We start from the raw sequence: 13,991 nt of genomic DNA on the forward strand, positions 1-13,991 counted from the left end.
CTTCATCCATGACTTCAAGCATGGCATCAGCGCGTTCTCCAACCATTCCATTCCGCTCCTATCGATGAAGGAGCTTATCTCGCGGCCTCATTCACAAAAGAAAAGGTGGGTTGTTCGTCGCGCTCACGCTTGTTCTTCTGTTCCATGCCGTAACCTCTGGAGTTTGACCGCTATCGCACGGCTCAACCACGGGCATATGCATGGACAGGACAGTCATGTGACCAACGCGGTCAGGCCCTTCTTGGGTCACAAGCAAACGCCGAGGCAAAGCCTCACCGCAAGGCGCTCCCGGGCGGCTGACAGGTCCAGGGAAAGACACGCTGGTCGATCGGAGTGTGGGTCAAGCCACACCTGGACGCCTTGCAGCGCCAGCCTACCAAGCGATCGATCGGTGTTTGAGACAAACCGCCCGGGAACTGGCTATCATCTTCTGACTATCTGTGTTGAAGATATCCGGCTTGCCATAGCGGGCCAGCGCTTCCTCAACCGCTTCGATGCAGAAGGCCGCTTCCATCGTGATCGACAGTCGCCACGATAAAACCTTGCGGCTGAACCAGTCCACGACGGCGCAGAGATAGACAAAACCACGCGCCATGGGGATATAGGTCAGATCCATTGCCCACACCTGGTTGGGCCGGGTGACCGCCAGCTTGCGCAGGAGATAGGGATAGATTTTGTGCCCTGGCGCTGGCTTCGAGGTGTTCGGGCGGCGATAGATTGCCTCAATGCCCATCTTCTTCATCAGCGTTGCGATATGAAGCCGCCCAGTTTCCAGCCCTTCTCCTCTCAAAAGCCCTTGCAACATCCGACTTCCGGCAAAAGGGTAGTCGAGATGCAGTTCGTCGATCCGCCGCATCAAAGCCAGATCGCTGTCCGACACTGATCGTGGAGAATAGTAGACGCTGCTACGGCTGAAGCCGAGAAGCCGGGCCTGCCTTGCAACCGACAGCTTGTGCGCGCGGTCAATCATTTTTTTCCGCCCAGCAATCCCGCCTTGCCGAGCGCACCGGACAAAAAATCGTTCTCCAGCGTCAGTTCGCCGATTTTGGCATGAAGCGTTTTGACATCAACGGTTGGCCCTGTCGGTTCCGCCTTGTTCTCATCACCGAAAACGCCGGTCGCCCCCTCAAGGAGCTGGTCTTTCCACTGCTTAATCTGGTTGGCATGCACGTCGAACTGCTGGGACAATTCCACCAGTGTCTGCTCGCCTCGAATGGCGGCAAGCGCCACCTTTGCCTTGAAAGCCGGGCTGTGGTTCCGGCGTGGTCGTCTCGTCATGGTATCTCCTGTTCTCGGCATCTAAGCCGAAGTCAGGCAGAAATTCCACTTATCTCCGCTGTCCAGATTTCCCGAACCACCTCTTACGGCGAAATTTAGAATAGTTTTATGTTATGAGAAGTAAAGAAAATAACTGCTGATCGCAGAAACTGAAGAATGTGCCACAGTCCTTTTCTAGCAGCATTGCCTCCATTATGAATGATTTGGACAGAAGGGACATATGTAGAGTGACTTAATTTCGCAGCCCTCAGTGAAATATCAAAATCCTCAAAATACAGCATATAACGCGAGTCAAATCCTTTTAGTTCACGGAGGATATCACCGCGAAACAGCATAAAGCAGCCACTCACGATGGGAGGATCCCAGTATATCGCTTGTTGGGTTTCACGCCGCATTTCGTAATGCGATAAACGGTGGTCAAACAACAGTTGAATACGTTTTGGCATAAATCCGCGAAGTAGGAGGTCGAAAACAGCCGGATAGCGCTTGCAAAGATATTGACGTTTGCCGCTTGGCCAATAAGCGCAAGGTGACAAAAGTCCGCAGTCGGGGTTTGCTAGCATGAAGTTGATGGCGTTGTGCAGGGCCGAACGCTCCATCTCAATGTCAGGGTTGAGAATGAGGTGGAACTCACCACTATGTTTTAAGGCCAAATTATGGGCGCGACCGAAACCGATATTACCTTGTCCATTAATGAGCGTAGTTTTCCAGTTCGCAAGCTGCGATTCAATAATTGACGAAATCAGGTCGTTGGTTGAATTGTCAATAATGGTTATGGCAACTGATGATGGATCAAATGGTGTAAGGGCTTCAGCGAGTGTGGATAGTGAGGTATGGAACTCACTCAAATCTGGATTGTATGCCACAATGGAAATTGTAAACATCCGTTCCTTTACTGAAGACAAGCTGGTATTCATTTTCAAAGACTACTTATTTTCGACCCATTCGGTTGATGATACCGTGCCATAGGCCTAACGTCATCATTTTCGTATGTCTTATTCCTTGTGGGACGAAAAAGCTGAAAAAGAGGTACTGGCGGGCCAGTCGCCAAAACAATACGGTTTTCCATGAGAAGGAAAGCCACGGACGACGGCATAGCCAAACAGCATTGCGAAAATGATAGTAATGCCTCAATGGACTATGCACTGGAATCCGACGACCACGAAATTCTTTCCATTCGTCTCCAAGGGCGTGTTCCATTTTTGCGTTGAACGCGCCGAAGCAATAGTACCCTAGTTGGCGGGCTCGCAGTCCCCATTCAATGTCGACGTAATCAATAAACATAGATTCTTCCATCAAACCGATGACATCGAAACTCTTTATCGGGGTAAGGCAGCCGGAAGCTATAAGGAAGTCGGTTTCTACGAATTCATCTGGAGACAACTTGTCCCTACGCCTTAACCGGTGACCATCTAGATAGACAAACGCCGCAGCCTCGCCCTGCCGGCTATCTATGTAAGATGGACCGACCCCAGCAACGGATATCCCCTTTTTTTCCAGAGTTTTCGCTATTTTTAATAACTCTTTTACCATGTCGAGAGCTGGAATGCTGTCCTGATCGAGAAGCAGTACATAGTCGGAGCCAATGGTTCTGGCTCGTTCGATGCCAATATTTTGTGCTTTCGCGATCCCGAAATTCTCACTAAGTGCGATCAGTTCAATATCTGTTTGTTCTTTGAAGATGAGTGCAAGATTTTCGTGAGAACCATTGTCCACAATGAGTAGGTGGTGTAATTGAGTGCGGACAGCGTTTATCAATTTTTTTAATGACGCGATATCTGGATTGAATGTTACCACAATCCCGGTTATGCGATTTTTGGTGTCGTTGTTTTGATCGTTACGGATAATCATGAAGTATTTTCATTACTGCTCGCCATTCGTGGCATTATTGTGGATCGCTATTCCCAAAAAATTTTGTATGCAAGCTCGCTTTACATATTGGTCGCCAAACGGCGATCAAAATGTTAGGGCAGTGTATAAATATTTCCGATGTTGTTAAAGGGACGCATATGAAGGGTATAATCTTGGCTGGAGGGAGCGGTACGCGACTCTATCCTCTTACAATAGCCGTTTCCAAACAAATTCTCCCGATCTACGACAAGCCAATGATCTACTACCCGCTGAGCGTTCTCATGCTAGCGGGCATTCAGGATATCCTGATCATTTCCACACCGCACGATTTGCCTCTGTTTCAGAAATTGCTCGGTGATGGCCGCGAGTTTGGGGTCAATTTCTCTTATGCCGAACAGGCGCATCCGAACGGTCTGGCTGAAGCTTTCATCATCGGCAGAGAGTTTATTGGCAACGATAGCGTGGCCATGATTCTCGGTGACAATATTTATTTTGGCGACGGCCTTTCCAATCTGTCGCAACTCTCTTCACAACCCATGAAGGGGGGAACTGTTTTTGCTTATCGCGTGGATGATCCGCACCGCTATGGCGTCGTGGAGTTTGATAACAAGACAGGTCAGGCTATATCGATTGAAGAAAAGCCGGAAAAACCGAAATCCCATTGGGCTGTTACCGGACTTTACTTCTACGACAATCAAGTGGTCGAGATCGCACGTTCGATCAAACCATCGGCTCGAGGCGAGCTTGAGATCACCACCGTGAATAACGTTTATCTCGAGCGCGGTGAATTGAACGTTCAGCGTTTCGGACGCGGATATGCTTGGCTGGATACCGGTACGCATGACAGCCTTCACGAAGCGTCTTCTTTTGTCCAAACTATTGAAAAGCGCCAGGGTATTAAAATTGCCTGTCCAGAAGAAATTGGCTTGGATAAAGGTTGGCTGAACAGTGAAGCAGTGCTTGAGCGGGCAGCTAAGCTCGGAAAGACTGAATATGCAGCTTATCTGCGCCGACGTGTTGATGAGTTAGGAAAAGATTGATGGAAGCCCGTTCGTTAGATTTAGACGGTGTTTTTGAGATTAGCCCACGTAAATTCGGTGATGATCGTGGCTTCTTCTCCGAGACCTATAATGCGAAATCATTTGCAGAAGCTGGTATCGACCTGAATTTCATTCAGGACAATCATTCTTATTCCGCTGCAAAAGGCGTGGTACGCGGGCTTCATTACCAGTTGCCGCCATTTGCGCAGGATAAGCTGGTTCGTGTCACACGCGGTGCAATTCTGGATGTTGCGGTCGATATCCGCAAAAGCTCGCCTACGTTCGGGAAGTGGGTTGCGTTGGAAGTCTCCGCTGAAAAATGGAACCAGATTCTGGTGCCGAAGGGCTTCGCACATGGCTTCATGACGCTGGTGGAGAACACTGAAGTTATCTACAAGGTAACGAATTATTATTCTCCCGAGCACGACCGCTCGATCCGGTTTGATGACCCGGACATTGGTATCGATTGGCCAATCGCATCTTCAGGCGTCCAGCTTTCTGATAAGGATCAGAAGGCCCCGCTTTTTGCGGACGCAGAAGTTTTTGCTTGAGGAAATGATATGAATATTCTTGTTACCGGTGGAGCAGGGTTCATTGGTTCAGCCGTCTGCCGCCATCTGGCTACTGATCCCAAGGTCAATGTAATCAATCTCGACAAACTGACCTATGCGGGGAATCTGGCCTCACTGCGCCAGATTGAAAACCATCAGAATTACAGCTTTCTCCAGGCTGATATTTGTGACGACACTACCGTTCTGGATGCTTTACGCGTCCATGAAATCGACGTGATTATGCATCTGGCGGCGGAAAGCCATGTCGACCGTTCAATTGATGGTCCGGGTGCATTCATCGAGACGAATATTGTTGGAACGTTCCGACTGCTCAATGCGGCTCTTGCTTACTGGCGGGAACTGCCGGAGCCGCGCAAATCGAGCTTCCGTTTCCATCATATTTCGACGGATGAAGTGTTTGGCGATTTGCCGTTCGATAGCGGTATTTTCACTGAAGAAACTTCTTATAAACCGTCGTCGCCATATTCGGCTTCGAAAGCAGCGTCCGATCATCTGGTGCGTGCGTGGCATGAGACCTATGGACTACCGGTTGTGCTGTCCAATTGCTCGAACAATTATGGCCCCTTCCACTTTCCAGAGAAGTTGATCCCGCTCGTCATTCTCAATGCGCTCGATGAAAAGCCGCTGCCGGTTTATGGGGCAGGGGCGAATGTGCGAGACTGGCTCTATGTTGAGGATCATGCGCGTGCTCTGACACTGGTTGCGACCACGGGCAAGCTGGGCGAAAGCTACAATATCGGCGGGCGTGCAGAGCGCACCAATCTGAATGTCGTAGAAACGATCTGCTCCATTCTCGACAAGAAGCGACCTCGCGCAAACGGCAAGAGCTACGCCGATCTGATAACTTTCGTGACAGACCGTCCCGGCCACGACCGCCGTTATGCGATTGACGCATCGAAGATTGAGCGCGAATTGGGCTGGAAGCCGCAGGAAACCTTCGAGACGGGATTGGAAAAAACCATTCAATGGTATCTCGATAATGCATGGTGGTGGGAACCGATCCGCAGCGGAACCTATGCCGGTGAGCGTTTGGGTAGTGCGCCAGCAAAAGAGGTTAAGGCATGAAAATCCTCGTCACCGGGCGGGAAGGGCAGGTTGTCCAGAGCCTTCTTGAGAAGGCAGATCAGCGACCGGATCTGGAGGTGATTGCACTGGGTCGCCCGGAACTGGATTTGAAAAAGCCGGACACTGTGCGCAGTGCTATTGAGGCAATCAAGCCAGACCTCGTTGTCTCCGCCGCCGCCTACACGGCGGTGGATCTGGCCGAGGATGAGCAGGAACTTGCCTTTGCGGTGAATGCCACTGGTGCACAAGCAGTTGCCGAAGCGGCGAAAATCTGTGGCGTTCCCGTTATCCACCTGTCGACGGATTATGTTTTTGCGGGCGACGCTGATGAACCATATGTGGAAACGGATAGCACCGGACCTCGCAGTGTTTATGGGAGTTCCAAACTTGAAGGCGAGCGTCTGGTTGCGCTAGCTAATCCACGGCACATCATTTTGCGAACGGCATGGGTCTATAGCCCCTTTGGCAAGAATTTCGTCAAGACGATGTTGAAGCTTGCGGAGACGCGCGATGCTCTCTCTGTCGTTTCTGACCAATGGGGAAACCCGACCAGCGCACTCGACATCGCTGATGCAGTTATCCAGGTGGCGGATCATTTAGCGGCAACGCCAGACTTCTCCGCTTATGGTGTTTATCATCTGGTCGGTACGGGCGATACGAACTGGAGCGGCTTTGCACGCGCCATATTCGGTGAAAGTGCTAAGCTTGGTGGACCAACCGCGACTGTCACGGATATTGCGACAGCTGACTATCCGACCAAGGCGGCACGTCCTTCTAATTCACGCCTGTCGACCGCGAAACTCCAGCAGGTATTCGACTGGTCTGCGCCGCATTGGCAGTCGTCATTGCGCGATGTGGTGGCAAGGCTGGTTTAGCGTTCTAACGTGAGAATTTTTAATGCGGCATCGCTCAACGGGCGGTGCCGCTACTTTTGGTACCGGGCGGAAATAATTTCCGCCTCTGCCTGCCTCTTGACGCCGTGCGCCAACTGTAGCACAAACCTATGACACATTTGGCGAATGTGAAAAAATGATTTGTTGAAATCATTGAGGAATTTGTCTTGGCTGGGAATCCAGGCGTCCCGGTGGGCAAGATCACGCGGCCCATTTCAGTACTTAAGAGCGCGTCAATTCCATCGCGATTAGAACAACGTGCCAAACTCCACAGCAATTATTAACGCAGACTGCGTTAAGGATTTGAAATTGCCTGCCTATACGGATTATGACCCACAATAAGGTGCATATGATTGCACCATTGTGGGGATCATAGTTTTCAGGTTCACGTTATAAGATGATAAAACTTTTGAGCTGGGGGCGCTTGCGGGCGTTGCTTTTTTGATGTTCGAAAAGAATGAGTGGAAAGCATGAGCGGCACATCCCTTAAATTTGGCACAAGCGGTCTTAGGGGACTGGCGGACGAACTGAATGGTTTGCCCGCTTATGCCTATTCTCTTGCTTTCGTTAAAATGCTGTTGAAAGCTGGAAAGCTGCAGAAGGGCCACAAGGTTTTCGTTGGTCAAGACCTTCGCCCATCCAGTCCGGCTATTGCAGCACTTTGCATGACGGCAATCGAGGATGCGGGGTTTCAGCCGGTCGATTGCGGTGTTCTGCCAACCCCGGCTTTGAGCCACTTTGCGATTTCGCAGCAAGCGCCATGCATCATGGTTACGGGCAGCCATATTCCGGACGACCGCAACGGGCTTAAGTTCTATCGCAATGACGGAGAAATCGACAAGAATGACGAGAGCGCGATCAGCGCGATCTATGCCGCTCTGCCAGAAAATCATGCCTTTCGTCATCTGCATGATGTGCCCCTTAGCAGTGATGCAATCGACCGCTATGTGAAGCGTTATGTTGATTTTGTCGGACTTGAGAGCCTTCGCGGCTTGCGCGTCGGGGTCTATCAGCATTCGTCTGTGGCGCGTGATCTCATTATCCGTATCCTCACCGAGCTTGGCGCAGAAGCCGTACCGCTCGGTCGATCCGATGTATTTGTGCCTGTCGACACGGAAGCTTTGCGCTCCGAGGATATCGAACTTCTCGACCAGTGGGCGAAGGAAAGCCGCTTTGACGCCATTGTTTCCACGGATGGTGATGCCGACCGCCCGTTGATCGCGGATGATAAGGGCCGTTTCGTTCGGGGCGATCTGGTGGGAGCGATCACTGCCGACTGGCTTGGCGTCAAAACGATTGTGACGCCGGTGACGTCCAACTCCGCTCTTGAAGAAAATTTCGAGCGGGTCATCAGAACACGGGTGGGGTCGCCCTATGTCATCGAAGGCATGGCGCAGGCCATCGCCTCGGGCATATCGGCGGTGGTCGGCTTTGAGGCCAATGGCGGTGTGTTGCTGGGTACGGATATCAGCCGGGACAATCGCACATTGACTGCGCTTTCGACCCGCGATGCGTTGCTGCCAATTCTCAGCAGTCTTGGTTCCGTCAAGGAGCTTGGCAAACCATTGTCCGAAATCGCAGCCCGCTTCCATTTCCGTATTGCGCTGAGCGACAGGCTGCAGAACGTCCCGCAGGAAAAGAGCCTCGCGTTTTTGTCCTTGTTGAAGAATGAGGCGACGCGAAGTGCACTGTTTCAGATTGACGATCCGATTGTCCGCTCCGAAACGATTGACGGCGTGAAACTCTTCTTCCATTCCGGTAATGCAATTCACTATCGCGCTTCCGGCAATGCGCCGGAACTGCGATGCTATGTGGAAGCTTCAGATGAGAGCCAGGCAGCGAAGCTTCTGGAAACGGGACTTGCCATCGCCGGCAACGCAACGAAGGACAACTGAGCAATGAGCTTTATTCCTGTCATTATCAGCGGCGGTTCCGGTTCCAGATTGTGGCCGCTTTCGCGCGATGCGCATCCGAAGCCCTTCATCGAACTGCCCGATGGCAGCACCTTGATCGGCAAGACCTACAAGCGTGCGGCTCAGCTCGACGGTGTGGACCATATCCTCACCGTGACCAACCGCGATTTCCTGTTTCTGACGCTTGATGTCTATGCTGATGCCAAGGCGCCCAAGGTCGACAACGTGTTTCTGCTGGAGCCGCTCGGGCGCGATACAGCACCCGCAGTTGCCGTTGCCGCGCTCTATGCCGCAGCGACTTACGGCCTGGATGCGACATTGCTTGTCATGCCCGCCGATCATCTGATTGAGGACGAGGCGGCATTTGCGGAGGCCGTATCAAAGGCCCGGAAGATGGCCGAAACCGGTCGTATCGTCACGTTCGGTATTGTGCCCGATCATCCGGAAACCGGCTTCGGTTATATTGAAGATGATGGCACCGACGTGCTGCGCTTTGTCGAAAAACCTGATGCCGAGACCGCGCAGGCCTATGTCGAAAGCGGCCGTTACTTCTGGAACTCCGGCATGTTCTGCTTCACGACTGGAACCATGTTGGCAGCGATGCAGCATTTTGCGCCGGAAATCTTCAATGCCGTGCAGGCTTCGCTCGAACATGCCCGGCGCGGCGTCAACGGTGAGACCAAGACTGTAGAAATCGCAAAGGACGATTTTGCGGCGGCTCCTGCTATTTCCATCGATTACGCGATCATGGAAAAGGCCGAAAACATTGCCTGCATTCCGGTGTCCTGCGGCTGGTCTGATATCGGTTCCTGGGCAGCGATGGCCGATCTCATCGCGCCGGACGATGAGGGTAATCGTCTGCGTGGCGAAACGGTTATAGAGGACACAACCGACAGCTTTGTCTTGTCCGAAACCCGGCTCGTCAGCCTCGTGGGCGTTCACGATCTGCTTGTCGTGGACACGCCGGATGCTTTGCTTGTGGCGCATCGCGACAAGGCGCAGGAAGTGCGAAAGGTCTTCAACAAGCTGCGGGCAAGCGGTCATGAAGCGGCCAAGCTTCACCGCACTGCGCATCGTCCATGGGGCACTTATACGGTTCTCGAGGAAGGTGATGGCTTCAAAATTAAGCGGATCGAAGTGAAACCAGGACGGCGCTTGAGCCTTCAGGCGCATCATCATCGTTCCGAACACTGGATTGTCGTTTCGGGAACGGCGAAAGTTACCAACGGCGACCGCGAGATCCTGCTAACGACCAATCAGTCGACCTATATCCCCTGTGGCTTCCGCCACCGGCTGGAAAACCCGGGCATTCTGCCGCTCGTGCTTATCGAGGTGCAAAGCGGCGAATATCTGGGCGAAGACGACATCGTGCGTTTCGATGATGTCTATGGGCGCACGTAGGGCCGCCTGACCGGCGATACGTAAATAGGGAATCGGTGCGTGCTGCATTTATTCGGGAACCATTCGCTGCCGCGGATGTTTGCCTTTACATGCCCAGCACGGAACAGGACCCGGCTACCGATCTGATCGGTATGCCGGTCATTGACTTTCAAAAAAACGCCCTTTTTTTCGATGTGGACGGAACACTGCTCGATATCGCTGCCAATCCCGATGGCGTTATCGTTCCAGTTGGCCTGCAAAAATCGCTTTCGCTCATTTCCGACCGGCTGTCCGGTGCAATGGCGCTGGTCACGGGCCGGGCAATTGCGTTCATCGAAGAACGCTTTCCCGATTATCGCGGCCCCATAGCCGCGTTGCATGGTGCCGAGTTCCGGCACGCATCCGGGTTGGTTGAGCTGATCGAACCCGGCGAACATTTTTTGATTGCGAAGGATTTTCTACGACAGGCTGCACTTCGCGTCAGCGGCTTTCTCGCCGAAGACAAGGGTAGTGCGGTTGCCCTTCATTATCGCTCCGCGCCAGAAAAAGCCGGTCTGGCACATGATCTCGTCGGGAAGGCACTGAAGCTCGCCGGGCCGGACTGGATCGTGCAATCAGGCAAGATGGTTTTCGAGCTGCGCCCGGCGATCAGCGACAAGGGCGTGGCCTTGCGCCGCTTCATGAAGGAAGAGCCGTTTGCGGGTAGGGCACCGATCGCATTCGGTGACGATCTGACAGATTTATCGATGCTTGACGCTGCAGACGAACTGGATGGCACTGCGGTCGTGATCGGTCGCGCAATCGACCGCCCGGGCGCCGCGCGGTTGGCGAACCCGGCAGAGCTTCGTCTCTGGCTATCCCGCCTTTGTGGCGATGAACAAGCAAAACAATGAGAGGATTTGATATATGGGTCGGCTGATCGTGGTCTCCAATCGTGTTCCCTTGCCTGACGAACAGGGCAAGGCTCCTGCGGGTGGGCTGGCGGTGGCATTGCAGGCCGCGCTCAGCGAACGCGGTGGCATATGGCTCGGGTGGTCCGGCAGGACCCTTCCCAATCGCCAGGTGCAGGAACTGGCGATCCGCGATGTGGGCTCCATTCGTTACGCGCTGCTCGATCTCCACAAGAAGGATATCGATGAATATTATGCCGGCTTCGCCAACCGCATGCTCTGGCCGCTTTGTCATTATCGCCTGGATCTGATCGATTACACGCGCAAGGACATGGCCGGATATTTTCGGGTCAATCGCCTGTTTGCAAAGCATCTTCTGCCGATGATCGAGCCGGATGATGTGATTTGGGTCCACGACTATCATCTCATTCCGCTGGCGGCCGAACTGCGCAATCTCGGTGTCACCAACCGCATCGGCTTCTTCCTGCATATTCCTTGGCCGCCTGCCGATATCCTGTTCACGCTACCCGTGCATGAGACCATCATGCGCGGCCTCGCATCCTATGATGTGGTGGGCTTCCAGACCGAGAACGATGTCGATAACTTCATCGGCTGCCTGCGGCGAGAGAAGATCGGCAAGCCGCTCAATGATGACGGATTGTTCGAAGCGTTCGGGCACCAGTTTCGTGCCGAGCGCTTCGGTATCGGTATCGAGACGGCATCCTTCGCGAAGATCGCCGATAAGGCGCAACGTCATTCAACCGTAAAGCGCATGCGTGACAGCATGCTTGATCGCGATCTAATCATCGGCGTAGACCGGCTCGATTATTCCAAAGGCATCACCAATCGCATGGAGGCTTTCGAGCATTTCCTGAAGGTCGATCCCGGCAATCGCGGCAAGGTCACCTTTTTGCAGGTCACGCCGAAATCCCGCTCCGAAGTGCCGGAATACAAGGATATGCAACGCGCCGTGGCAGAACTGGCCGGTCGGGTGAACGGTGCAAACGCTACGGTCGACTGGACGCCGATACGCTATATCAACCGTTCCCTGAACCGCGAGGTGTTGGCCGGGCTTTATCGGCTGGCGGCTGTCGGACTGGTCACGCCGCTGCGTGACGGGATGAATCTTGTCGCCAAGGAATATGTCGCGGCACAGGACCCTGAAAATCCCGGCGTGCTGGTGCTGTCCCGTTTTGCTGGCGCCGCGCAGGAACTCGACGGCGCGCTTCTGGTCAATCCCTATGACACCGAGGCGATGGCCTATGCCATGGCCCGCGCGCTTGCCATGCCGCTTGCCGAACGCAAGGAACGGTTTGAAAGCATGATGGCTTTTCTGATCACCCACGACGTCAATCACTGGTGCGATGACTTTCTGGACCGTCTTTCCCCCGGCTGATGGGTTACGGTTTGACAACGCCGAGTTTGGCGGCTTCTTCCGCAAGATGTATCGTATAATTGAAGTTGCCCATATCTGACGATAGCAGCGGGGCCTTTGTCTCGCGCGCTTCCTTTGGGGACATGCCAAAACGAGTTTTGAATGCCCTGGTAAACTGTGTGCCGTCATGAAATCCGCAGCGATAAGCGATTTCCTTGAATGACACGTGTCTGCTGCGCTCGCCGACCAGAATGCGATAGGCATGATCGAGTCGCTTTTCACGAATGATTGTGGCAATACCACCCTTTGTATCGAATGTCCGGTAAAGGCGTGAGCGGGAGACGCGAAAATTCTGGACGATAAGATTTGGCCCCAGCAGAGGATTGAACAGGTTATCGTCGATATAGGCGAGGATGCTTTTGCGCATGGGAAGATTGACGGGAAGGCTCTGCATTTCTTCCCTGTCAACGCCGTTGATGCCGGCGCCAAGCAGTGTCAGCATTGCTTCCTGCGCTGATTTTGCTTCGGCCTTGCCCAGTTTGCCAATCAACGATTGCAAACTATGGAGATAATCAAAAAGCAGACGCGTCAGTGGTGCATTTGCTGATAAGATAAGCCCGTGCAAATTACGCCAGCCTACCATCCCCTCCAGGTCATTACGGGGGATTGTGACTGTGATGCGTGAGCCGGCAGATGCCTGGCTTTCCACGGTCTGTGTCAGATCGATAATAATGATATCTCCGGGTTTTACCACGACATCGATCCCGTTGAAATCGCCGCGTAAATTGCCTCCCGTAATAAGCTGCAGAACATAGTGATCGAGCCCACCCTCTGCGATGAGTTTGCGTGTACGTGAGTAGTTCTGTGTGTTGAAGGAAGTCGTTCCGATCTGGAAAGTGCCGAGCGCGCTAGCAGCAATAGTTCCAGAAAACTGGTACTTCTTGTTCTCGGTCACTATTTCATACATGGGTTTGATTGCAGCTCGCCAAAACTCATTGCGAAGCTTGTCGTCGACCATGTCGGTCGAAACTGAAATCTCCATAACCATCACAAGTCGTTCAGCCCAAGGCAGGTTGTTGATATGAAATCGCACGATGTGTGTAATATTGATAACATGTAAGAATATTATCAATATTTTTTTGCTTAGGTGTAGATGTTATGCGTTCTTGTAGTTGGACAAATAAATTCTTTTGCATGGGGGGGTGATTTTAGCCAGCCACCCAAGCGTATATTATTAAATTCTAATATAAATGAAGCCTCCCGATTTTGACTGATAAACTCAACCCGGTGGAAGCTATCACCATATTTTGTCTGATTCCGGACAGGAACTATTCTCGATAGAATGCCAGAATAAAACTTCTGCTTGTTCGCATAAGTTTGAACGTCTCGTACAGGGCTCTCTGTTGAACGCTTGGATAAATCTTCTATCTTTGGTTTCAGGTCTGAAGCTGTCCCGAATGGCCTTGCTGGTACCCATAGAGCCGGGTTGAGGAGGCCCCTTAAAGTCTTGAGCCCGGTCAATCTGGGGCATTTGGCAGTGTTATTTTGAAAGTGTTTCGATATGAAACTGTTTTTTACCGCTTTGGCGCTTGCCCTGGTTAGCTGCACGAGTGTTGCGACAGCTGCGGGATTGAACGGTACGCTCGGGACCGAGTGCCGACGCACCCCCATTCAGGGGACCGGTTCTTCCGGTACAGTGACGAGGCCGTCCTGGGCCATGCCTCTCTGGAATTC

General features: G+C 52.7%; 11 protein-coding genes and 1 pseudogene. 8 read left to right on the plus strand and 4 right to left on the minus strand.

The features are described 5' to 3' along the window. Positions 1-415 precede the first annotated feature (415 nt). The 3 genes and pseudogenes from ABWW28_RS15845 to ABWW28_RS15855 all read right to left on the minus strand — a co-directional run. A pseudogene (locus ABWW28_RS15845) lies at positions 416-1,278 on the minus strand (IS3 family transposase); the annotation flags it as partial. Positions 1,279-1,373: 95 nt separating this feature from the next. Continuing rightward, positions 1,374-2,195, minus strand: coding sequence for a glycosyltransferase (locus tag ABWW28_RS15850; protein WP_210208035.1), 822 nt, complete (start codon positions 2,193-2,195; stop codon positions 1,374-1,376). A 13-nt stretch (positions 2,196-2,208) separates the two neighbouring features. Further along, a complete protein-coding gene (locus ABWW28_RS15855; protein ID WP_235822971.1) occupies positions 2,209-3,129 on the minus strand; it encodes a glycosyltransferase family 2 protein in 921 nt (306 codons plus the stop codon). A 158-nt stretch (positions 3,130-3,287) separates the two neighbouring features. On the opposite strand from ABWW28_RS15855, the gene rfbA reads away from it, so the two are divergent. The 8 genes from rfbA (at position 3,288) to otsA (ending at position 12,278) form a co-directional block, all read left to right on the plus strand. Continuing rightward, positions 3,288-4,169 (plus strand): glucose-1-phosphate thymidylyltransferase RfbA, encoded by an 882-nt coding sequence (gene rfbA / locus ABWW28_RS15860; protein ID WP_114048324.1) that lies wholly within the window; start codon positions 3,288-3,290, stop codon positions 4,167-4,169. After that, positions 4,169-4,720 carry a dTDP-4-dehydrorhamnose 3,5-epimerase gene (gene rfbC / locus ABWW28_RS15865; RefSeq protein ID WP_181834096.1) on the plus strand — a complete coding sequence of 184 codons (552 nt, stop codon included), beginning with the start codon at positions 4,169-4,171 and terminating at the stop codon, positions 4,718-4,720. The genes rfbA and rfbC overlap by 1 nt, the downstream gene beginning before the upstream one ends. Positions 4,721-4,729: 9 nt before the next feature. Further along, positions 4,730-5,806, plus strand: coding sequence for a dTDP-glucose 4,6-dehydratase (rfbB, locus tag ABWW28_RS15870; protein WP_114048322.1), 1,077 nt, complete (start codon positions 4,730-4,732; stop codon positions 5,804-5,806). Continuing rightward, entirely contained in the window at positions 5,803-6,681 is an 879-nt protein-coding gene (gene rfbD / locus ABWW28_RS15875) for a dTDP-4-dehydrorhamnose reductase (RefSeq protein ID WP_114048321.1), read from the plus strand. The genes rfbB and rfbD overlap by 4 nt, the downstream gene beginning before the upstream one ends. A gap of 488 nt (positions 6,682-7,169) precedes the next feature. Then, positions 7,170-8,594: a phosphomannomutase gene (locus ABWW28_RS15880; protein ID WP_353391371.1), complete on the plus strand. Its 1,425-nt coding sequence runs from the start codon at positions 7,170-7,172 to the stop codon at positions 8,592-8,594. A gap of 3 nt (positions 8,595-8,597) precedes the next feature. Next, positions 8,598-10,013: a mannose-1-phosphate guanylyltransferase/mannose-6-phosphate isomerase gene (locus ABWW28_RS15885; RefSeq protein WP_353391373.1), complete on the plus strand. Its 1,416-nt coding sequence runs from the start codon at positions 8,598-8,600 to the stop codon at positions 10,011-10,013. Between the two features lie 89 nt (positions 10,014-10,102). Then, positions 10,103-10,885, plus strand: a complete 783-nt coding sequence (gene otsB / locus ABWW28_RS15890) for a trehalose-phosphatase (RefSeq protein WP_353391375.1) — start codon at positions 10,103-10,105, stop codon at positions 10,883-10,885. Between the two features lie 13 nt (positions 10,886-10,898). Further along, entirely contained in the window at positions 10,899-12,278 is a 1,380-nt protein-coding gene (gene otsA / locus ABWW28_RS15895) for an alpha,alpha-trehalose-phosphate synthase (UDP-forming) (protein ID WP_140019914.1), read from the plus strand. A 4-nt stretch (positions 12,279-12,282) separates the two neighbouring features. On the opposite strand, the gene ABWW28_RS15900 is transcribed toward otsA, so the two are convergent. Continuing rightward, positions 12,283-13,305, minus strand: coding sequence for a helix-turn-helix domain-containing protein (locus ABWW28_RS15900; RefSeq protein WP_353391377.1), 1,023 nt, complete (start codon positions 13,303-13,305; stop codon positions 12,283-12,285). Positions 13,306-13,991 lie beyond the last annotated feature (686 nt).

Source organism: Brucella sp. NBRC 14130, assembly GCF_040371715.1.
In the GTDB taxonomy this organism is placed as follows: Bacteria; Pseudomonadota; Alphaproteobacteria; order Rhizobiales; family Rhizobiaceae; genus Brucella; species Brucella intermedia.